Origin of the sequence: Pseudomonas putida (assembly GCF_002906855.1) — a bacterium.
Taxonomy (GTDB): domain Bacteria; phylum Pseudomonadota; class Gammaproteobacteria; order Pseudomonadales; family Pseudomonadaceae; genus Aquipseudomonas; species Aquipseudomonas putida_N.
Genome location: NZ_MINI01000038.1, coordinates 1,905,335 through 1,926,256 on the forward strand (window position 1 = coordinate 1,905,335; position 20,922 = coordinate 1,926,256).

Here is a 20,922-nt window from a genome sequence, read left to right on the forward strand (position 1 = left end):
CGGGCTTGCCCCGCGAACACCGGCGAAGCCGGTGCCAGCCATCGCGGCGCCTGTTTCGCGGGGCAAGCCCGCTCCTACAGGGATCCAGTCAAGGCTGAGAGTATTTCACCGAGCCATCACTGACTTGAACAGGTCCGAAGCCAACCACCCCTCCAGCCAGCTCCGCACCCGCGGATAAGCCGCCTCGGCGAACCACTGCGGTTCGACCCCGGCAAACTGGCGCATCAGGGGCAACAGCGCGGCATCGGCCAGGCTCGGGTGATCGGCCAGCAGGTATGGCTGGCCTTCGAGCAACTGTTCCAGCTCCGCCAGCCAGGCCTCGGCCTGCTGGCGATAGTGCTCGCGTGAGTGCTCCGGGTAGCGCTCGGCGTACTTGTACAGGTTCACCTGCGCCTTGAACGTGCTGTCGTTGCGGGCTATCAGCACCTCGGCGCGCTGTGCAGCGGCCGGGTTGGCCTGCAGGCGCCAATTCTGTGGGTCGTGTTGTTCTAGCGCCCAGCGCATGATGTCCAGGCTCTCTTCCAGTACGCCGTCACCGGTATCCAGCACCGGCACCGTGCCCTTGGGCGACAAGGCCAGCAGTGCTGCCGGCTTGTTCTTCATCGCCACCTCGACGATCTCCAGCGCGCAGCCAGCATAGCGCAGCGCCAGACGCGCACGCATGGCCCACGGGCAGCGACGGAACGAGTAGAGGATCACCCGCACACCTCCACGTCGCTCAGGCCATTGCCCTGGCGGCGTACCTGGATCTGCACCGGAATGCGCTCGTGCATCTCTTGCACGTGGGAGATCACCGCAACCTTGCGCCCCTGCGCCTGCAGACCGTCGAGGGCGTCCATGGCCAGTTGCAGCGATTCCGGGTCGAGGCTGCCGAACCCTTCGTCGATGAACAGCGATTCGATGCGCAGGGTGCTCGAGGCCATCGATGCCAGGCCCAGAGCCAGGGCCAGCGAGACCAGGAAGGTTTCACCGCCGGACAGCGAGTGCACCGAGCGCAGCTCGTCGCCCATTTCGGTGTCCAGCACCAGCAGGCCCAGGGCGCTGCCACCGCGCTTGAGGCGATAGCGGCGCGCCAGCTGGCGCAGTTGGGCGTTGGCGTGGTGCAACAGCAGGTCTAGGTTGTAGCCTTGGGCGATCTTGCGGAACACATCGCCCGAGGCCGAGCCGATCAGGGCGTTCAGCCGCGCCCAGCGCTGCCATTGCTGGCGGGCCTGCTCGATTTCACCGGCCAGGGCCTGGCTCGCCTGCTGGCGGCGCTGGTCGTCGGCCTGCTGAGCGCGCAGTTCGGCGCATTGTTGCTCATGGCCGGCCAGCCGCTCGCGCAGCTCGCCCAGTGCCTGCTCAAGGTCTTCGGCCGAAGCATCGACGCTCATCTGCGCGGCGTGTTGCTGCAGGCGCTGTGCGCGTTCCTGAAGTAGCACGCGGCTCTGTTCGATGGCCTTCTCGGCGCCTTGCAGGCGCTGGCGCAGCTCACCCAATTGGGCGTCGTCGATGGCCAGCAGGCGATCCAGCCCGGCGTCGTCCAGCTCCGGATGCTCGGCGCGCCACTGGGCGATGTCGCCCTGCAGTTGCCGGCACTCGCTTTCCAGCGCCTGCTGCTGCTGGGTATTGGCCTTGAGTTCGCTGGCCAGTTGCACGCCCTGGGTGCGCAAGTCCTGCAGGCGCTGAGCGGTGTCTGCGTCGATGGCACGGGCCTGTTCCAGCTGGCTGTCCATGTGCTGTTGCCAGGCTTCGGCGCTGGTCTGCTCGCCGAGCAGCTCGGCCAGCGCGGTCTGAGCTTGCTGACGTTGGGTGTCGAGTGCGGCGAGCTGTTGCTCTACCTGCGCCAGGGCTTGCACGCGGGCTTGCTGCTGGTCGCGCAGCTTGTCCAGCTGCACTTGGCGTGCCTGCTGTTCTTCCTGCTCATCCTTGCGCTGCTCCAGCAGTTGCAGGCGCTGGGCAATCTGTTGGTCGAGGGTCAGGAAGGCATTGGCCGGGTCATCGCTGAGGGCGTTGAGTACGTCGCCCGGGAGTACGTTGGCCAAGTCCTTGAGACCCTGCTCCAGCTGCTGCTCATCACTGGCCAGGGCCTGGTGCTGCTGGTCGAGAAGGCGCTGGGCCTGTTGCTGGGCTTCCTGCGCTGCCTGCAGTTGCTGGTTGAGGCGGGCGGCATCCTTCTGCAGGGCGAGCAGGGCGCTCAGGCGCTTCTCGTCCTTGCCGATTTCTTCGTCCAGGCGTCGCAGCTGGCTGTCGAGCCAGGCACTGCGGGCCTTGTCGTCCTGCGGGGCGAGGGCGGGCCAGAGGCTGTGCGCCTGCTCCTGCGCCACCAGCGGTTGCAGTTGTTCGCCAAGCTGCTGCTGTTGCTGCTGATAGTCCTTGAGCTGGGCGTTGACCACGCCGAGCTGGGTGCGCAGTTCGACCAGCTTGCCGTTGAGGGCTTCGACCTGTTTCTGTGCCGCATCCTCTTCGGCCTGGTCATGGCGGCCAAGGCTCTGCAACAGGGCCTCAGGTTGATGGAACGGGTGCTCGGCACTGCCACACACCGGGCAGGGCTCGCCATCGCGCAACTGGCCGCGCAGTTCCTCGACGCTGGTATTGCGCGCCAGGCGCTGGCGTTCCAGCAACTGGCGGGTGAGGTTGAGCGCCTGTTCGGCGGCTTCCAGTTCGGCCTTGGCCGCCGTGCCTTCGCCGATCAGTTGCTGGCGTTGCTGCATGGCCTGCTGCTGACGCTCACGCAGGGCATCGAGCTGTTGGCGCAGCTCCTGCTCACGGCCATGCAGGCGCGACAGCTCTTCGACGGCGCGTTGCTGCTTGCGGTTGTCCTGCAGCATGTTGCCGAGCAGGTCGATCTGTTCGGCCAGGGCCTGGGGTTCGGCCTTGGCTTCGCGGAACAGCAGCTCGAAGTGGTCGCGCTGGGTCTGCAGTTGGACATTGGCCTGGCTGGCCTGGGCCTGCAGGCCAGGCAGTTCCTCGCGGCCCTTGGCCAGGCGGCCACCGATCAGCATCACCTGCTTGAGTTGCGGCAGGTAGGCCTGCCAGGCATTGGCCAGGCCGGCCAGGTGCTGGCTGTCGGCCAGGGCGGTGTCGATCTGGGCCAGCTGCTGTTGACTACGCTGCTGGTTCTCTTGCGTTTGCTGCAGTTGCTGCTGGCCTTCTGCGACCTGCTGCGCGGCCTGATCGCAGGCGGTGCGTTGCCCCGCCAGTTCCTGGTCAAGACGCGCCAGGTTGTCCTGGCCGGCGAAGGCCTGGCGCAGGCGCGGGGCATTTTCGCTGTGCAGGGTCTGGCTCTGGGCCAGGGCCTCGTGAGACGCCAGCAATGCCTGTTCCAGCTCTGCGGTGCGCTTGTGCAATTCGCTTTGCTGGCGCTGTTGCTCGGCAATCTGCGCCGCGACCGGAGCCAGTTGCGCGCCGAGCATCTGCTGGCGGTGGAACTGGTGGCGCTGCGGCGACAGGCGCTCCAGGCGTTGCAGGTCGAGGCGCTGCTCGGCCAGCTGCTGCCAGTCCTGTTCGGCGGCTTGCAGGGTGGCGCCGGCTTCGGCGTGCTGAGCCTGCAACTGGCGTTGTTCATTGAGCCAGTTGCGTTGCTGCTCAAGTTGGCGCTCGCCGGCCTGGTCGGCCTTGAACTGCTGCAACGCCTGCTCCAGGCGCTGGTCGAGTTCGGCGCGGGCTTCGGCGGCCATCGGCAGCAAGTGACTGGCGCGGTCATTGAGCGCTTTGTGTGCTTCGCCGGTTTCCCGCGCCTTGCTGAAGGCGCGCTGGCCGAGGCGGGTGTAGATGGCGGTGTTGGTGAGCTTTTCCAGCAGCTCGCTGCGCTCTTTGTCGTCAGCCTTGAGGAAGGCACCGAACTCGCTTTGCGCCAGCATCACCGCACGGGTGAACTGCTCGAAATTCAGGCCCAGGCGGGCTTCGATCAGTTGCTTGTATTCGCTCTTGCCGCTGCCCAGCACCTGTTCGCTGTCCAGGTCATACAGGCTCTGGCGGCTGAACTGCAGCTTGCCGTTGGCCTTGTCGCGGGCACGGTTGGCTTCCCAGCGGGCGCGGTAGCGGTGGCCGTCGATGCCGACGAAATCGACTTCGGCAAAGCCGCTGCCGGTGCCACGGCGCAGCAGGTTGCGCGGGTCCGACGTGGGGATTTCGCCGTCGGCATCCGGCACCTTGGCTTCGCGGCCGATGTCGTTCAGGCGCGGCACGGTGCCGAACAGGGCCAGGCACAGGGCATCGAGCAAGGTGCTCTTGCCGGCGCCGGTGGGCCCGGTGATGGCGAACAGGCCGGCGCTGGCCAGGGGCTCGGCGGTGAAGTCGATGTCTACCGGGCCGGCCAGGGATGCCAGGTTCTTCAGGCGGATGGCGAGAATCTTCATGGCTGTTCCTCTTCCAGCTGGACTTCCTGCAGCAGCAGGGCGAAATCGGCCAGGGCCTGCTCGTCGACGGGGTTGCCGTAGGCTTGCTCCCAGGCACGGCTGAACAGGTCCTGCGGGGTCATCTGCGCCAGTTCGACGAATGCCTGGTCGTCATCTTCGCTGTTGTTGCGGCCAGCATATTCAGCGCTGATGCGGATCAACCGCACGGCTTTGCCCTCAAGCGTGGTTTCGATCTGTTGGCGCAGATCGGGTTGCGGCTCGTCCAGAATCACTCGAACCTCCAGCCAGGGCTGGCGGTTGGGGTCTTCGAGCAGGTCGATCACCGGCAGCTCGGCCAGTTGTTCGAGCAGTTCGCCCAGCGGTGCCGGGCCGACCCGCTGCAGGGCCACCGCACGCGGTACCGGGCGCGGTTCGACGCTGATCAGCTCACTGCCCTCCAGTTCGACTTCCAGCACCTGGTGCGGGTAGTTGATTTCGGCGAACGACAGCGGGATCGGTGAGCCGCTGTAGCGGATGCGGCTTTCGCGGTTGACCTTCTGCGGCTTGTGCAGGTGGCCGAGCGCCACGTAGCTGATCGACTTGTCGAACAGCTTGGCCGGCAAGGCCTCGGCATTGCCGATGATCAGGCTGCGCTCGGAGTCTTCGGACACCGCGCCACCGGCCATGTGCGCATGGCTGATGGCAATCAGCGCCTGATCCTTCTTGCGCTTTTTCTGCGCCGCGCCAATCAGCTGCTGGTGCACCTGGGTGATGCCTTGCAGATAGTCGTCACCCAGCTGCGGGCCGGTCACTTCGGCCGGGCGCAGGAAGGGCAGGGCCAGGCACCAGGCAGCGACCTTGCCACGGCCGTTGGTCAGCGGGATCAGCAGGCGCTCGGCATCCAGCTGGCCTTCGTCGAGCCAGTGCACCCGGCCCAGCGCGTGGGTGCGCAGGCGGCGCATGAGTGCGGCGGGCAGCTCGATGCGCGAGCCGGAGTCGTGGTTGCCGGCGATCATCACGATGTCCAGCTTCGGCTGCTGCTCGTGGGCCTGGACGATGAAGTCGTAGAGCCGCTCCTGGGCTTTGACCGGCGGGTTGACGGTATCGAAGATGTCGCCGGCGATCAGCAGCGCGTCCGGCTGGCGCAGGCGCAGCTGGCCGAGCAGCCAGTCGAGGAAGCAGGCGTGTTCGAAGTCGCGTTCCTGGCCGTGCAGGCTTTGGCCCAGGTGCCAGTCGGAGGTGTGAAACAGACGCATGGATGACCTGTGGTGTCGAGTCAGCAAGCCGGGGCTTGGCTTGAATGATGGGCTTCGCGGAGCCGGGTATGGTAACCCAAGCCAGGGCGGTAGGGCAGGTAAGTGCATGTGCCGGCAATCGGCGTTGCCGGGCTTGAGCGGCCTTGAGCGCGATGTGGTTCACGTCCTACAAATGTGCCTTCGCATTGAACATTTGGTCTATTGACGGTCTATATCCGATGTCCTAGTTTCCAATGTCCGAACAAAATTGCTAATCCCATGGAAGGGCATATGGCACCAGGCACTGGCGCAGTGTTGAGCTGCCTTCGGGGTGTGCTGCCAGTAAACGGAGTTTTTTTCAATGGACCTGACCTTCGGCACCCCGCTTTCGCAAAGCGGCCGCCTGCTGCAACTGACCACCCCGTTGGGTGCCGACCAGCTGCAGGCCCTGCGCGCCCATGGCGTCGAACGCATCGGCCGCACCCCGCGCTACACCCTCGACGTGCTGGTGCAAGACACCGAGTACGACCCGGAAAAACTCATCGGCCAGCCCGTCAGCCTCGCCCTGCTCTGCGACGACGGCAGCCAGGCCCCGCGCCATGGCCTGGTCGAGAGCGTGCGTTACCTGGGCAGCGACGGCGGCCTGCACGACTGGCAGCTGGTGTTCGCGCCCTGGTTCAGCCTGCTCGAATACCGCAGCGACTGCCGCATCTGGCAGGACAAGGCCCTGCCCGCGATCCTCGAAGACGTGTTCGCCCAGTACGAACAGGCCAAGGGCAACTACCGCCTCGACCTGCGCCGCGAATACGCACCGCTGTCCTACGTCACCCAGTTCAACGAGACCGATGCCAACTTCGTCCAGCGCTGGTGCGAGCTCGAAGGGATTTTCTGGTACGTCGATCACAAGGCCGACAGCCACTGCATCGTCTTCACCGACAGCGTCGACACCCTGCCCGCGCTCGCCCCGCAACAAGTGCCGTTCCACACCCAGAGCGTGACCCAGAAGCAGGACGGCATCACCCAGTGGAGCACCGGCTCGCAACTGCTCAGCGGCAAGCTCAACTGGCGCAGCGTCGATTACCTGGCTCACAGCCAGCCGCGTGAAAGCGTGATGCCGGCCTTGCAGGCCGCCTCCGCGCCTGCCGCCCTGGAGCGTTACGAATACCAGGGCCAGTACAACTGGCAGAAACAGGAGCGCGGCGACTGGCTCAGCCGCGTGCAGATCGAGCAGCACGAATCCCAGGCCCGCCGCGTCCACGGTCAGGGCGGCGTGCGCCAGTTGCAGGCCGGCCGCTGGTTCGAGCTGACCCAGCATCCGCTGTACGAGCGCAAGGCCGCCGAGGCCCGGCAGTTCCTGCTGATCGAGGTGCAGTTCTTTGCCGAAAGCAACCTGCCCATGGCCCAGCAACGCCGCGACGCGCCTGGCAGCCTGGCACCACTGTTCAAGACCGTGCGCCCGGCACCCGACGATGGTCTGCTCGGCTCGGCTTTGAGCGAAGGGTCCTATGGCTTCTTCATCAGCCACTTCGAAGGCCAGCTGCACAGCGCGCCGTACCGCAGCCCGTTCGAACACACCAAGCCCACCTCGCCCGGCCCGCAGACTGCCGTGGTGGTCTCGCCCAACGGCCATGAACTGTTCACCGACAGCCTCAACCGCGTCTGCGTGCGTTTCCACTGGGACCGTCTCAGCCAAGACGGTGAACTGAGTTCCTGCTGGTTACGCATGCTGCTACCGAGCAGCGGCCCGGACTGGGGCAGCGTGCACGTGCCACGCGCCGGTGAAGAAGTGGTGGTCACCTTCCTCGACAATGACATCGACCGCCCGCTGATCATGGGCCAGGTGTACGGCGGCCACAAACCGGCCTGGCACTCCAGCGGCCTGATGAGCGGCTACAAGAGCAAGGAGATCGGCGGCGGCGGCTTCAACCAGTGGGTGATGGACGATTCCACCGGCCAGGTGCGCACCCAGCTGCACAGCAGCCATGGCCACACCCAGCTCAACCTCGGCTACCTGATCGACCAGCGCGGCAACAACCGCGGCGCCCTGCGCGGTACCGGCTTCGAGCTGCGCACCGACGCCTACGGCGCCCTGCGCGCCCAGCGTTACCCACTCGATGGGTGGTCTCGTAGGGAGGCGCTGCGCACAAAAATATCCAGAAAATATACTGGGGGTTGTCCACGGCGTGCAGCCTGCGATCGGTGCCGGCACAGCATATCGGCGCGTGAGAGCCGGGTGGGAGGATTTCACAGGACGCTTAGCCATAGGAGCAAATGCCGACGAAGTCACCCCGGTCTTTGGCGCGCCAGGTCCTTTACAATTGCTCCCGAATCAGCTCTACGGCAACGGTTGGCTGAATGTCCGCTGGGAGAAAAAAGACGGCCCCATTCTGATGTCACTACCCCGGACGTCCAACCCTTACGACGAAATTTATTCGAAAACTACTGCATGGTGGCGTCTTTGCGATCCACGCTTGGTAGAGCCTCGCGCGCAAAATCGAGAAGAGCTTGAAAAGGGCTGGAATTTATATTTAAAGAACTTGAAAATGGCTCAAAATTTCCATGCCGAACTGGGAACTTATTACTTCCATCAAACCTATGCGCATTTTGGGTCTGACAGCAAGTTCCCCGCATGGAACAAGATTGACTGGGTGCTTAAAGCATTCAGAAATATGACGGGCCAATTCTCTCCTGCATCATCAAAAGAAGCGACGCCACACCTGAAGCTCAGTACAGATAATAGAATTAATTACCTAACACTAGCTAATGCGCAAACAGCCGGCAAGATTGCCTACCAACCGCTGCACGGTCCCGCAGTTATAGGGGCTGAATATAGCGGGGATGCCTATCATGCGGCGATGGCCTCACAGGATGATACGGGAGATGGCACAGTACCTTCGCACTCTGCTGCCGCTGTGACGGACCATATCAAATTTTCAGCACGTCTTTCTGGCTTTGAGCACAGCGCTTCTTACAATGATAAGTCGGCTCGTGCGATTACGCTCCACTCGATAATCAGCCTCGCCAAGGACGCTAAAAACTTATGCTAATGCCTCGTACCGCTTTAACGGGTGCAGTTGCACTTGTGATTGGCTGTGCTTTATTGATTGCCCCACTGACTATTCCTATTGCGAGAGGAGCACCAGTAGCGATGGACTCAACTAAAAGTCAAACAAAAATGGTCCGAGCAGGTCGGTTCAGTATTGTTTTGCCGAAAGACGCAGTCTTTGATGGCGCATTACTTGAGCTGAATGGCGTACCTGTAGCCATTACACCAGACTACATAAAGGCTCGTGTGGATCGAGAGGCACAAAAAAAATGGCTTACCATAGAAGAACGAAATCTTAGTAATGCAGAACACAAGGCAACGAAGAAGTCGTTAGAGAATGGTGCTATAGTCTTCAAATACGACCACACTCGAATTACCGGCGAAGGACTCGATGGCGAGCCGATTAACAAAGTAGTGTATTCCACGCTGGCATACAAATGGTTCAACAACATGAAATTTGTACTCGGCAATGACAGCACACTCAATAGCGAAAAACAAATCAGTCTAATTCTTGATTCAATACCGCTCAGCGATATGGGCAATCAGCAAAGCCTTTGCTATGTAACTGGTTGCATCACTCACCAGACTGGCAACGAAGGTGTTTATGTGGACTTTAATTTCGCAGAACATCCAAATTTAAGGGCAAAGTTTACATCAAAACAATATGGCGGCACAGCTAATCAATATTTATCTCAAAGAAATAATAGCATCTTCAAACCGGCTGACGGGGCTGCTTGGATGATGAAATCTGATTTCCAACACCGCACCTATCGCAACACCAAGCGGACTATTAATAATCTTCTAGGCGAAGAGGTAATTGAGGCGAGCACAGAGAAATCCGGTGAGGGATATCTCACTGAAGTTAATGCTGTATGGTATTATCCCGGCGAACCAAATAGCGATGACAAACCTGAAGTTCGTTTCGATTTGGATTACAGCTACACCACCAAGCAGCCGCCGAAGAATGGCGCAGGATTTCCTGACCCAACGGAAACGGACTCCATAGACGAGGAACGTTTTATGAGGATATGGGATGAGGCTCTCAACTCACTCATCTCATACTAGTATCTGTGTGAAAATTCTTGAGACGAAGCTCTGTCAAAGCGAAAATAGCTAAGAAAGCGGAGTCTACGGGTTGTAAATTAGCCTTCCGAGGTTATTTCAAATGCAGCGTCACCGAGCAACAAGGTTTTTCACGCAGAGTGTAGCTTTCGTCAAAACCGTCGGTTCCCCAGTCCATGCTGGGGACATGGCATCGCTGCGACGTTTTTTGAAATATCGGAATGACAACTCATACTGCATTATGACAATCCCACAGTGAGAAAACTGCCCATGATTTCTATTTCCCCAAACCCTGTGCGCTTTTTAGGAGTCGCCAGTATTGGCCTTGCAATTGTTGGCTGCATCATCTCCCTATTTTTATTAATCGGGTCAGGATATCTCCAGTAAAGTCACAGGACCGATCCTTGAGCACCTCAATCACAACTTTTGTCAGGCGTGGAAGCGTGAAACCGGCGTTGATCTGCTGTCGAAACGAAAAAGTAGTGCAACGAATTTAAAAGTTCGACCCGATGCAGGCACGCCTGTCATGGCGCAACTGCTTCGTACACAGCAGCAGGAAGGTGTGCATGATATCAAGGCGCTTTATCTGAAAGCGACCAATAACGTCACAAATTATATATACATGGAGAATCAGTATTTCAGGTGGGAACCTGTTGCAACCGCAATAAAAAACGCCGCGCAAAAGCAGCTGGAATGGGGCAGGAACCATGCGAAACATGGGGCTATTCACCTGTTTGTCGTAACGAACTCAAGCGACGAAGGAATGGGTGACGGCTCAATGAACACTCACAGGATGTTGCGCAGCCTGGGGCGGGAAGATGTCATGCCTACCGTTTCGAAGCTTGAGCGAAATGAAAAGCTGGATGAACAACTCAGGCTGGCACGCTCAGAAACGATAAGCGCCAGGCAATCCTTGATGTCACTGAACTATGTTGCACAACCCCTGGTAGATTCCAGGCTCTTGCAAAAGATGAAAAATGAGCGTGAAGCCAAAGTCGCAGCGGCAGAAGCCAGGCAGAAGGAACTCGAGGCGTCGATTGCGATCAAGAAAGATGCAGCCATTGTTCCGGTAGAGATCCCGGGGCTCAAGGTGCACATCTGCACATTGGTCGCTCCTGATTCACCGCCAGATAACTGGATGCCTGTTTATATTCATAGCAAGCTAGCGATAATCGATGATGTATGCACGACGTTAGGCTCCGCCAATATAAACATACGCAGCATGGAGGTCGACAGCGAGCTCAATATATGCCATGAGAGTTCTGCGTTGTCAAAACCTCTTCGCAAACACCTTTGGGATATACATACGAAGGGGATGGGTGCGCAAGACGATGCAGCGGAAGCATTTCTCAGGTGGAATGATATCATTTTGGAAAATAATCAACGTCAAGAGCAAAATAAAATTTCATCATTGGATGAGAAAAAAGCTCCATATGCTTCGCTAATAGAATTCTTTCGCGACAGCCCTGCACGTAAAAACTTGGATTAAAATGTATAAGTATATATATTGCGTGTGTTATTTTTATTGGCTTAATTATAGCATTCGAGGAGCGCCTGATGCCGATGCAGACTGAAACGTCCGATACGTCCGAAATGTATAAAGATCTCACATTTGAATGCCGTCGTGAGGCTGATGTGCTTCCGCCATTGGATCCAGGCGCAGATTCGCTTTATAAGTACGGGCTTTTTCTAGAGCAGCAGGAGGGGCCCAAGGATTTCAATGAAATTGCAAAATACTATCGTATTGCAGCATCTCATGGTCACTACAAGGCTTCTACCAATTTGCAGGCACTCATCTCTCAGGGACTGGCTAATTCTCCCGACCCACAAAAAGAAACAATTGAACTTGTTGAAAGCGCTATGGCTCAAGGCATACCTGGCGCCTATTATGATATGGCGCATTACCTTGAATTAGGTTTTGGCGTTGAGCAGGACCGCGATAAAGCAAACGCTTATTTCCGTAAGGCGGCAGACTTGGGAAGTCCTGATGCGCAGTTCTATGTTGCAAGTCTGTTGGGTCGTGTTATAGGAACGCATAGCGTAGTGACGGAGATGCGTCGTTGCGCGGCGTTCCAAGGGCACAGGCGAGCTGCGGAAAATTTGGCGGTTTCTCTACGCGTGAGTGCCAATTACAACGAAGCGGTGCAGGTTTATCAGCAAGGCGTAAAATCGGGAGATGCTGCATCAGCCAGAAAACTTGGAGAAGCTTTTGATGCCCCCCCAGAAGACAGTCTTTATTATATTGCATTAGAGGCCGATAAGGAGCGCTCTGTAAGATACAAGAAAATAAGTGATTTCTTAGAGGAAAATGAGCAGCTTGGAGCAAAGCTGCCCGATATAGATGATATCGTACCTCTTCCGCCTGCCCAGCTCCCCAGTTGGGATGGTTCGTTTCAATGGCAGAAAGAGCGTGCGTCGAAAACAAATCCGGTGAAGCCTAGTCAGGACTTGGTTGAGCGTCTAAGTGCAGAGAAACATCTTGATCCTGTAACTGGTCTTCCGCGGAAAACCTGAGTAATGTAACTCGGGTCGACGGTATCAGCATGGATTAAAGAGGCGGACAGAAAATGCCGGGCATTCTATTCTATATATTGATGGCTGTAATTTTGGCGATCCCGCTTTCCGGGGCCTGTTACGCTCCTTTCAAAGCGATCGTATTCTTGTGCAGCGGGAAGCGACCTTTGGATTGTATTCCTAAGTATCAATTTCTTATTTCGTTTGTTCTGTCGCTTCCTGGGGCTTATTATTCTATGGTCTTCTTTGGCGTCAGTAAGGGTAAGTATGAATCCCTTTTCTATCTGTCTGTCTATTTGTTTGTGCAAGCCTGCCTCATGCTTGTATTCACATTTAAAGCAAAGGCGTCGGTCCCGCGATAATGCACCTTTTAGCACTCGAAATTGTGCTATGCGTCAGAGCGGTCGCGCGCAAATGTCGAAGGACGCATTGACCTAAATCATGATTGCGTCCGGGCTGTCAGGTTCCTGGCTGAAGATCCCAAACGTGTGCACCTCTCAGCCACACCCCTCACTTCGGATAAAGCGGCGGCAAACTCCCAATCTCCCCAGTCGGCAACAACACCTGTTCCGCCGGCGGAATCGTTCCGATCACCCGCCACAGGTCCTCACCCTGCCAATACTGCCCACTCTCGCTGTACAACGCCCCGTTCAACCCGTCCAGCGCATCCGACAGCGGCACGAACCGCGCCGCCATCTCGGCCAGGGTTTCCGGCTGCTGCCGTGCCCAGGCATCCAGCGCCTGGCGGGTGGCCTGGGGGTCGTTGGCCTGGCATGCGCGCTTGAGGTCATCCAGCAGAGTACGGGGGCTCGGGCCATTCTGCGCAGCGCGCAGCACCGCTGGTCGCGAGCGGGCGCGCCACCACAGGGCGAAGCCCAGCACCGTGGTCAGGGCGAACAACAGGGTGGCGAGCTGCCAAGGCCAGAGCAGGTGACTGGCACCACTGCTGTCGCCAACCGGAGTGTCGGCGCTCAGTGCCGGGTTGTCCTGCACGTCCAACATACGCGCCGGCAGGCTGCTGTGCTCCAAGTGGTCTTCGCGGGTGTTCCACCAGGTCACTTCCAATGCCGGCAAGGCCAGCTTGCCGCTGTGAGTCGGCACCAGGGCCTCGCGTTCCTCGCGGTTGGCAGTCATGCCGCGCTCGCTGATCTCGTTGCGCAGCACCGGCTGGTCCGGGTAACGGCGCAGGCCGACGATTTCGGTGGCAGGCAGCTGCGGCAGTTGGGTGCTGGACAGGCCTTCGGCGCGCAGGGTGATGCTGCGCGTCAGCGAGTCGCCGATCTGTGGCTGCTGGCTGGCCGGGTCGGGGTTCCAGTGTTCTTCCAGGGTCAGGCTGCGTGCCGGCAGCCAGGGCACGTTGGCGGGCCAGTCGGCGGGGATGGGGCGCACGGCCAGGCGCAGAGGCAACGAACTGACCTGCACCTGGCGGCCTGCCCGGGTGGTGCCGGCGGGTTGCTGGCCGTTGTCGGCGGCGGTGGCGGTGAAGGTCAACGGTGGGATGTCGAGATCGCCGCTCTGCTGCGGATACACCGCGTAGCGGGTTTCGATCACCCCATGGCGCACGCCGTTGATTTCTTTCTCGTAGGTGCGCGACTCACCCAGCGGCTCGACCTTGGCGTTTTCCAGCTGCAGCGGGCTCAGGCTGCTGTCGTCGTACAGCGACACCGAGTGGTAGATGCGCAGGGTCAGCACGGCCTGGGCCTGGACGTACACCGCGTTGCTGTCCAGGGTGGCCTCGACGAACACCTGCGAGGCGATTTCCGGGCGGCTGCTGTCGGCCTGCAGCACTTGCAGGTCGATGGCTTGGCTGTGCGACTGGCCCAGTTGTAGTTCGGGGATACGCAGGCTGCCGCTGCGCCGTGGCAGCAAGGTGATGATCCAGCGGGTGCTGGCGCGGGTTTCGCCGTCGAGGGTGTGCAGGCTGTTCAGCTGACGCGTGCCGCGCACTTCGAAGTCGCTGTCCAGGGCGCGCAGGTCGGGCTTGCCGAACTCGGTCACGTCCTGGCTTTCGAGGGTCAGCTCAAGGGTTTCGCCGGCTTCCAGGCGCGTGCGATCGACGCTGGCCTGCAGCGTGGGTAGGGCCTGGGCCGTGACGGTCCACAACAGGCTGAGTAGAAAGACGCCGAAGCGACTCATCGTGTGTTTTCCTGATGCAATTGCTGTTCATACCAGAATTTGCGCCGCAACAGCTCCGCCGGGTTGTCGGGGATCTCGCGCAGCCATTGTTCCAGGGCCTGGCGCTGTTCGGCATCGAGGCTGGTCGATACCGGGCGCTGCGGCGGCTGGGTGATGCTGTCGTCATCGCCGCCCTGGTTGCCAGGCGCCGCCTGGCTGTTGTTGCTGCCTTCACCGGGCTCTTCGGCCTTGGCCTGTTCCTCACTGCCGGGGGTGCCTTGGGTGGGGCTGCTGGCCGAGCTGCTGTTGCCTTCGGTTTCGCTGCCGGGGGTGCCTTGGGCATCGCTGTTGGCCGGTTGTTCTTCGGCCTGGGCCTTGCGTTGCTGCAGTAGCTGCTGCACCAGCGCCTGGTTGGCCAGTGCCGGCTGCAGGTCGGGCTGGCGCTCCAGCGCCTGTTCGTAGGCATCCAGGGCGGCTTCCAGCTCGCCGCTGCGGGCCAGGGCATTGCCTCGATTGTAGTGGGCTGCGGCACTGTCGCCCTGGGCAAAGGCCTCGGCGGCACCGGCATAGTCGCCGGCCTGGTACAACGCCATGCCGCGCCATTGCGGGTCTTGGAAATGCCGGGCGGCGTCTGCCGGGCGTTGCTTGCGCAGCAGCATTTGGCCCTGTTGATCGGGGCGCAGCCACAGGTCGTTGAATTCGAAGGCCTGGCTCGGTTGCGGCAGGGCCAGCAGCAGCGGCAGGCAGAACAGCCAGCCGCGGCGCCCGGCACAGGCGGCCAGCAGCAACAATGGCAGCAACAGCCAGTAGCCCTGGTCAGCCCAGCTGTCCAGTTGCAGGGTCTGGCCGGCATCGTGCAGGTGGCGCGGGTTGTCGAACAGGCCAAGGCCGCGCAGGTCGAGGTCGTCGATGCGGGCATGGCGGTAGCGCCCACCAGTGCCACTGATGAAGGCCTTGAGGCTGGCGCTGTCGAGCCGCGGCAGGAGGATGCCACCCTGGTCATCCTTGAGATATTCGCCATTGGCCTGGCGCACGGGCGCGCCGTCGCCGGTACCGATGCCGAGCATCAGCAGGCTCGGGCCCTGGCGGCCGAGGGCCTGGGTGATGCCTTGGCGCTCCGGCGCGCTCAGCGCCGAGCCGACCAGCAGCAGGCGACCCTGGCCGAGGCCGCTCTGGGCCAGCAGGGCCAGGCCTTTCTGCACGGCCAGGTCGGCGCGCTGGCCGGGTTTGGGCATGATCGACGGGTCGATGGCTTCCAGCAGGTTACGCGTGGTGCCAAGGTCATCCGACAGCGGCACCAGGGTGTGGGCACTGCCGGCATAGACGACCAGCGCGGTCTGGCTGTCATTGCGGTGTTCGAGCAGGTCGAGGATCTTGCGCCGGGCCTGTTCCAGGCGGTTGGGCGCAACGTCTTCGGCAAGCATCTGCGGGGTCAGTTCGAGCAGGATCACCAGCGGGTCGGCCGGGCGCTGGCGGGTTTCTTCCAGGCGCTGCCAGCTTGGCCCGAGCAGGGCCAGTACCACCAGCAGCCAGGCCAGGCCCAGGGCCACCCAGGGCAGCTTGCTGTTGCTGCCAGTGCCGCCGCCGAGCAGCACCGGGTGGAACGCTGGCGGCAGGATCATCTGCCAGCGCCCGGCGCGCTTGCGCCGGTGCCACAGCTTGAACAGCAGCCAGCCGAGCAGGGGCACGACCAGCAGCCAGACCGGGCGCAGCCATTGTGGCCAGAGATCGATCATCGGCGTTTCCTCAAGCGCAGGCGTTTCAGGCGCTGGCGCCATTCCGGATGGGGCTGCAGGAAACGCGGTTTGCGCAGCACCTTGTGCAGCAGGTTGTCGGGCCATTGCACCGCCACCACCAGCAACACGCTGAGCAGCAGGGCCAAGGCCAGCGGCCAGGCATACAGGGCTTTGGCCGTGCGCGCCTGGGTCGGTTGCTGGGCCACCGGCTCCAGCTGGTCGAGGGTGTCGCCGATGGCGTTCAGTTCGGCGCCGTCATGGGCGCGGAAGTAGGCGCCGTGGGTGATGTCGGCAATTTCCTTGAGCGACGCTTCGTCGAGGTCCAGGCTCGGGTTCAGGCCGAGCAGGCCGGGCGTGCCGCTGGCCTCAGGGTTGGCGCCGATGCCGATGGTGTAGATGCGCACGCCTTCCTGGGCGGCCAGGCGGGCGGCGGTCAGCGGGTGGATCTGCCCGCCGTTGTTGGCGCCATCGGTGACCAGCACCAATACCCGGCTTTGTGCCGGGCGCTGGCGCAGGCGCTTGACCGCCAGGCCGATGGCGTCACCGATGGCGGTGTTCTTGCCGGCGATGCCGATCTGCGCTTCGTCGAGGAAGGTCCGCACGGTGCGCCGGTCGAAGGTCAGCGGGGCTTGCAGGTAGGCCTGGCTGCCGAACAGGATCAGGCCGACACGGTCGCCTTCGCGGTCCTGCAGGAAGTCGCCGAGCAATGCCTTGACCAGGTCGAGGCGGCTGATGTCTTCGTCTTTCCACTGCATGTCGGGGAAGTCCATCGAGCCCGACACATCCACCGCCACCAGCAGGTCGCGGCCACTGGCGGCCACCGGCACCGGTTCACCGAGCCATTGCGGGCGCGCAGCGGCCAGCAGCAGCAACAGCCAGATCAGTACATATGGCGCCTGCTGGCGCAGGGTCGGCAGGTTCAGGCGTGCACGGCGCCCGGCCAGCCCTTCCAGCTCGTCGAGGAAGCCGACCTTGAGCACCGGCTCGCCACTGTCGGCGGCGGGCAGCAGCAGGCGCGCCAGCCACGGCAGCGGCAGCAGCACGAAGATCCACGGCCAGGCCAGTTCAAACATGTTTGCGAATCCAGGTTTCGACCGCCTGGCTGAGCCCGACGATGGCCTTGTCGTCGAGTTTGCACTCGGGCTTGTAGGCGCCTTCGACCAGCACCATCCAGCGGGTCAGGCCGGCGGCCGGGCAGCGGTTGTCGAGAAAGGCCAGCCACTGGCGGCCGTTCAAGGTATGGCTGTTGGCACCGGGGTAGTGGTTGCGGCACAGGCGCTTGAGCAGGGCGTTGATCTGCTGCAGCCAGGCGCCGGCCGGGGCGCCGTCATAGGGGCGCGGCAGGCGGGCGAGTTCGGCCAGGGCTTCCAGGCGCACCGGGTCGAGCGGCAGCTCGGCGCGCACCACCGGGCGCTTGCCCGGGCGCCAGCGGCGCAACCGCCACAGGCCCCAGACCAGCAGCGGCAGCAATGCGAGCAGCAGCCACCAGCCCGGTGCCGGCGGCCACATGCCGATTGCCGGCGGTGCAATCAGTGGTTGCAACTGGTCCAGCGGGTTCATTGGCCGCTCCCGGGGCGCTGGGCGTTCAGATACTCGCGCAGTTGCTCGATCATCTCGCTCTGGGTGCTGAGCGGCATCAACAGTACGCGCAGCTTCTGCGCCATCAGCTCCCAGCGCTCGATGCGCGCTTCGGCCTGTTGACGGTAGGCCTGGCGCAGGTTGGCGTCCAGGGTGTCGAGCTCCAGCTGCGAGCCGCGTTGGGCGAAGCGCAGCAGGCCGGCGGCGGGCAGGGCGTGGTCGAGCGGGTCGGACACCGGCATCAGCAACAGGTCGCAATGGCGCGAGAGCATGGCCAGGTGTTGCTCGGCCTGGGCGCTGAGCGAGCGTTCGTCGCAGATGATGATGGCCAGGCTGCCGGGGCGCAGCACTTCACGGGCGCGGCGCAGAGCCAGGCCGAGGCTGTCGGTCTGTGGCGCGGCTTCGGTGTGCAGGGCCTGGTTGACCTTGGCCAGGCGGTTGAGCAGCTGCAGCAGGCTCTGCTTGCTGCGCCGTGGCTTGATCTCGTGGTGCTCGTTGTCGCCGAACACCAGCCCGCCGATGCGGTCGTTGTGGCCCAGCGCGGCCCAGCCGAACAGCGCGGCGGCCTCGGCTGCGAGCACCGACTTGAACATCAGCCCCGAGCCGAAGAACAGGCGCTGGCTCTGTTCGACGAGGATGAAGATCGGCCGTTCGCGTTCCTCGTGGAACAGCTTGGTGTGTGGCTCCTGGGTGCGTGCGGTGACGCGCCAGTCGATGTTGCGCACATCGTCACCGGCCTGGTACACGCGCACCTGGTCGAAGTCCACGCCGCGCCCGCGCAGCTTGGAGTGGTGCAGGCCGACCAGCGGGCTGCGCTGGCCAGGACGTGAAAACAGCTGGATCTCGCGCACGCGGTGGCGCATGTCGATCAGTTCGGCGAGGCCAATGCGGATGCCGGGTTCGGCCTGCGGCGCGGTGGGCATGGGTCAGGCGACGGCCACGACGTCGAGGATGCGCTGGACCACGCGGTCCTGGTCGATCCCCGCCGCTTCGGCTTCGAACGACAGGATGATGCGGTGGCGCAGCACATCGAACAGCACCGCCTGGATGTCTTCGGGGCTGACGAAGTCGCGCCCGGCCAGCCAGGCATGAGCACGCGCGCAGCGGTCGAGGGCGATCGAACCACGCGGGCTGGCGCCGTAGGCGATCCAGTCGGCCAGCTCGGCGTCGAACTTGGCCGGAGTGCGGGTGGCCATGACCAGTTGCACCAGGTATTCCTCCACGGCGTCGGCCATGTACAGGCCGAGGATTTCCTTGCGCGCGGCAAAGATCGCCTGCTGGCTGACGCGGCGCTCAGGCTTCACCTCGCCGCCCAGCGCTTCGCCCCGAGCCTGGGCCAGGATGCGGCGCTCTACGGCGGCATCGGGGAAGCCGATTTTCACGTGCATCAGGAAACGGTCGAGCTGGGCTTCGGGCAGCGGGTAGGTGCCTTCCTGCTCGATCGGGTTCTGCGTGGCCATGACCAGGAACAGCGGCGACAGGTCGTAGGTGCTGCGGCCCACGCTGACCTGGCGCTCGGCCATGGCTTCGAGCAGCGCCGACTGCACCTTGGCCGGAGCGCGGTTGATTTCGTCGGCCAGCACCAGGTTATGGAAGATCGGCCCCTGCTGGAACACGAAGCTGCCGGTTTCCGGGCGATAGATCTCGGTGCCGGTGATGTCGGCCGGGAGCAGGTCGGGAGTGAACTGGATGCGATGGAACTGCGCCTCGATGCCTTCGGCCAGCTCTTTGATGGCCTTGGTCTTGGCCAGGCCCGGCGCACCCTCGACCAGCATGTGGCCGTCGGCCAGCAACACGATCAAAAGGCGCTCGACCAGTTTCTCCTGGCCTAGGATCTGGGAGGAAAGAAAGGTGCGTAGCGCGATCAGCGCTTCACGGTGTTCCATCGGCGACGGTTCCTGGGTTTGCGCCAGGGGGCGGGCAGCCTGGCAGGGGGGATACTTTAATCTATCCGCGGTGCCGCGTCGAAATCTGCACGCAGGCGTTGTGGGGTTCGCTGATGTTGCCCATGGACAGTTTGTCGCTTCCTGTTGCCTCCAAGCTGAACAGGAATACGACGATGGGCAAGCAATGCAGCTGTGTGCGAGTGGGTATCTTCTTTGACGGTACGGGCAACAACCAGGGCAATGTCTCCCAGCCTCTCAGCAACATCGCCCTGTTGCATGGGCTTTACCCGCAAGGGGAGGTGGGTGGCCAGGCATTCATCAAACTGTATGTGGAAGGGGTTGGTACGACCACGGGAGAGGCCGATTCGCTGTATGCGCAGGGAACTGGCAGGGGCGCAACCGGTGTGCAGGCGCGTGTGAACCAGGCTTTGGTCAGGGTTGGCGAGCAGTTGCGCCTGCTAGCAGTACCCGAGCGGGTCGAGTTCGACCTGTTCGGCTTTAGCCGCGGCGCGGCGACGGCCAGGCAGTTGGCCAACCAGCTTGGTAGCGATGAAGGGCTGCCGGCCGAACTGCAGCGTGCGCGGGTGATCAACTTCATTGGCCTGTTCGACACGGTCGCGGCCATCGTCGAGCCCCTGCGTGGTCAATTCGACCCCGCCGACGCGCGCCTGGGCGGCCTATGCCTTGGGTTGCCAGAGGGCATTGCCCGGCAGGTGGTGCAACTGGTGGCCAGGGATGAGCAACGGCACAACTTTGCCTTGGTGCTCAGTGGCAACGACATCATCGTGCCTGGCGTGCATTCCAACATCGGTGGCGGTTATGCGCAATCGATGCTCGAGCAGGTGTTGCTGAACAAGCCCTTTTCGAGCCGGGTGACGCAGGCAACGCAAGCCGAACGAACCAACGCCTATGCCCAGGCCCACGCCTTGCTCACCGAGCTTGGCGACCCCGTGGCGCGTGTGCTTACTTGGGAAGAGCCGGTGAGCGGAGCTCGGGCGCAGCGGGATGAGGCGCAGAAAGACGTTTATGCGGCGGTTTACCGGGAACGAGAAGTGTACGGCCACCTGTCGCGGGTTTACCTGAGCATCATGCGTGAACTGGGCCTGCGTCACGGCGTGCCTTTTTTGCCCTTGGGTGATGTCGAGGCTCACCGGGTGCCGGATGAGCTGCGGGGGATCAGTCGCTCGCTGCACGACTATGTGCTGAACGGCGGGGCATGGCTGACTGCGGAGGAAGAGGCATTGTTGCAAAAGAGGTATGTACATGCCTCAGCGCACTGGAACGCGTTGAAGGGATTGCGTTGCAGCGGGCTGGATGTGCTGTTTGTCGACCGGCCGGCGCAGGGGGGCAGGGTGGTGCATGAGAATCCTGTTGGCTGAAGGGGCCTGCCTGACAGTACCTGCCTCATCGCCAGCGAGGTGATGAGGCAGT

14 protein-coding genes and 1 pseudogene are annotated in these 20,922 nt (G+C 62.0%); 6 read left to right on the forward strand and 9 right to left on the reverse strand.

Annotation, left to right across the window (positions count from 1 at the left end):
• Nucleotides 1-105: 105 nt before the first annotated feature.
• From BGP85_RS21480 to BGP85_RS21490, 3 genes are read right to left on the reverse strand one after another with little or no spacing between them, the layout of a single operon-like run.
• Entirely contained in the window at nucleotides 106-699 is a 594-nt protein-coding gene (locus BGP85_RS21480) for a glutathione S-transferase (RefSeq protein ID WP_103449757.1), read from the reverse strand.
• A complete protein-coding gene (locus BGP85_RS21485) occupies nucleotides 696-4,340 on the reverse strand; it encodes an AAA family ATPase (protein ID WP_103449758.1) in 3,645 nt (1,214 codons plus the stop codon). The genes BGP85_RS21480 and BGP85_RS21485 overlap by 4 nt, the downstream gene beginning before the upstream one ends.
• Nucleotides 4,337-5,575: an exonuclease SbcCD subunit D C-terminal domain-containing protein gene (locus BGP85_RS21490; RefSeq protein ID WP_103449759.1), complete on the reverse strand. Its 1,239-nt coding sequence runs from the start codon at nucleotides 5,573-5,575 to the stop codon at nucleotides 4,337-4,339. Before BGP85_RS21490 ends, BGP85_RS21485 begins: the two co-directional genes overlap by 4 nt.
• Nucleotides 5,576-5,915: 340 nt before the next feature.
• Here BGP85_RS21490 and BGP85_RS21495 point away from each other — a divergent pair.
• The 5 genes and pseudogenes from BGP85_RS21495 to BGP85_RS21515 form a co-directional block, all read left to right on the forward strand.
• Nucleotides 5,916-7,706 (forward strand): annotated as a pseudogene (locus BGP85_RS21495) (type VI secretion system Vgr family protein); the annotation flags it as partial.
• A 391-nt stretch (nucleotides 7,707-8,097) separates the two neighbouring features.
• Entirely contained in the window at nucleotides 8,098-8,601 is a 504-nt protein-coding gene (locus BGP85_RS21500) for a hypothetical protein (protein WP_103466519.1), read from the forward strand.
• Nucleotides 8,595-9,665, forward strand: coding sequence for a T6SS immunity protein Tli4 family protein (locus BGP85_RS21505; RefSeq protein ID WP_146048990.1), 1,071 nt, complete (start codon nucleotides 8,595-8,597; stop codon nucleotides 9,663-9,665). Before BGP85_RS21500 ends, BGP85_RS21505 begins: the two co-directional genes overlap by 7 nt.
• Before the next feature lie 523 nt (nucleotides 9,666-10,188).
• Entirely contained in the window at nucleotides 10,189-11,151 is a 963-nt protein-coding gene (locus BGP85_RS21510) for a phospholipase D-like domain-containing protein (protein WP_146048991.1), read from the forward strand.
• Nucleotides 11,152-11,219: 68 nt separating this feature from the next.
• Nucleotides 11,220-12,176 (forward strand): SEL1-like repeat protein, encoded by a 957-nt coding sequence (locus BGP85_RS21515; RefSeq protein WP_103449760.1) that lies wholly within the window; start codon nucleotides 11,220-11,222, stop codon nucleotides 12,174-12,176.
• 510 nt (nucleotides 12,177-12,686) lie between these two features.
• On the opposite strand, the gene BGP85_RS21525 is transcribed toward BGP85_RS21515, so the two are convergent.
• From BGP85_RS21525 to BGP85_RS21550, 6 genes are read right to left on the reverse strand one after another with little or no spacing between them, the layout of a single operon-like run.
• Nucleotides 12,687-14,312, reverse strand: a complete 1,626-nt coding sequence (locus BGP85_RS21525; RefSeq protein WP_103449762.1) for a BatD family protein — start codon at nucleotides 14,310-14,312, stop codon at nucleotides 12,687-12,689.
• Entirely contained in the window at nucleotides 14,309-16,027 is a 1,719-nt protein-coding gene (locus BGP85_RS21530) for a tetratricopeptide repeat protein (RefSeq protein ID WP_103449763.1), read from the reverse strand. Before BGP85_RS21530 ends, BGP85_RS21525 begins: the two co-directional genes overlap by 4 nt.
• Entirely contained in the window at nucleotides 16,024-17,100 is a 1,077-nt protein-coding gene (locus BGP85_RS21535) for a vWA domain-containing protein (protein WP_079227103.1), read from the reverse strand. Before BGP85_RS21535 ends, BGP85_RS21530 begins: the two co-directional genes overlap by 4 nt.
• Nucleotides 17,093-17,587, reverse strand: coding sequence for a DUF4381 domain-containing protein (locus BGP85_RS21540; RefSeq protein WP_103449764.1), 495 nt, complete (start codon nucleotides 17,585-17,587; stop codon nucleotides 17,093-17,095). Before BGP85_RS21540 ends, BGP85_RS21535 begins: the two co-directional genes overlap by 8 nt.
• Nucleotides 17,584-18,528 (reverse strand): DUF58 domain-containing protein, encoded by a 945-nt coding sequence (locus BGP85_RS21545; protein ID WP_103449765.1) that lies wholly within the window; start codon nucleotides 18,526-18,528, stop codon nucleotides 17,584-17,586. The genes BGP85_RS21540 and BGP85_RS21545 overlap by 4 nt, the downstream gene beginning before the upstream one ends.
• 3 nt (nucleotides 18,529-18,531) lie before the next feature.
• On the reverse strand, nucleotides 18,532-19,491 hold the full coding sequence (locus BGP85_RS21550; RefSeq protein ID WP_027919334.1) for an AAA family ATPase: 960 nt from the start codon (nucleotides 19,489-19,491) through the stop codon (nucleotides 18,532-18,534).
• Between the two features lie 173 nt (nucleotides 19,492-19,664).
• Here BGP85_RS21550 and BGP85_RS21555 point away from each other — a divergent pair, with 173 nt between their 5' ends.
• A complete protein-coding gene (locus BGP85_RS21555) occupies nucleotides 19,665-20,870 on the forward strand; it encodes a phospholipase effector Tle1 domain-containing protein (protein ID WP_181004549.1) in 1,206 nt (401 codons plus the stop codon).
• Nucleotides 20,871-20,922: the final 52 nt, after the last annotated feature.

What these genes read in the sequence shown, in the direction of transcription:
- BGP85_RS21485 (WP_103449758.1), bottom strand. Translation starts at nt 4,340, where the DNA reads ATGAAGATTCTCGCCATCCGCCTGAAGAACCTGGCATCCCTGGCCGGC.
- BGP85_RS21490 (WP_103449759.1), bottom strand. Translation starts at nt 5,575, where the DNA reads ATGCGTCTGTTTCACACCTCCGACTGGCACCTGGGCCAAAGCCTGCAC.
- BGP85_RS21500 (WP_103466519.1), top strand. Translation starts at nt 8,098, where the DNA reads ATGGCTCAAAATTTCCATGCCGAACTGGGAACTTATTACTTCCATCAA.
- BGP85_RS21505 (WP_146048990.1), top strand. Translation starts at nt 8,595, where the DNA reads ATGCTAATGCCTCGTACCGCTTTAACGGGTGCAGTTGCACTTGTGATT.
- BGP85_RS21510 (WP_146048991.1), top strand. Translation starts at nt 10,189, where the DNA reads ATGGCGCAACTGCTTCGTACACAGCAGCAGGAAGGTGTGCATGATATC.
- BGP85_RS21515 (WP_103449760.1), top strand. Translation starts at nt 11,220, where the DNA reads ATGCCGATGCAGACTGAAACGTCCGATACGTCCGAAATGTATAAAGAT.
- BGP85_RS21525 (WP_103449762.1), bottom strand. Translation starts at nt 14,312, where the DNA reads ATGAGTCGCTTCGGCGTCTTTCTACTCAGCCTGTTGTGGACCGTCACG.
- BGP85_RS21530 (WP_103449763.1), bottom strand. Translation starts at nt 16,027, where the DNA reads ATGATCGATCTCTGGCCACAATGGCTGCGCCCGGTCTGGCTGCTGGTC.
- BGP85_RS21535 (WP_079227103.1), bottom strand. Translation starts at nt 17,100, where the DNA reads ATGTTTGAACTGGCCTGGCCGTGGATCTTCGTGCTGCTGCCGCTGCCG.
- BGP85_RS21540 (WP_103449764.1), bottom strand. Translation starts at nt 17,587, where the DNA reads ATGAACCCGCTGGACCAGTTGCAACCACTGATTGCACCGCCGGCAATC.
- BGP85_RS21545 (WP_103449765.1), bottom strand. Translation starts at nt 18,528, where the DNA reads ATGCCCACCGCGCCGCAGGCCGAACCCGGCATCCGCATTGGCCTCGCC.
- BGP85_RS21550 (WP_027919334.1), bottom strand. Translation starts at nt 19,491, where the DNA reads ATGGAACACCGTGAAGCGCTGATCGCGCTACGCACCTTTCTTTCCTCC.
- BGP85_RS21555 (WP_181004549.1), top strand. Translation starts at nt 19,665, where the DNA reads ATGGGCAAGCAATGCAGCTGTGTGCGAGTGGGTATCTTCTTTGACGGT.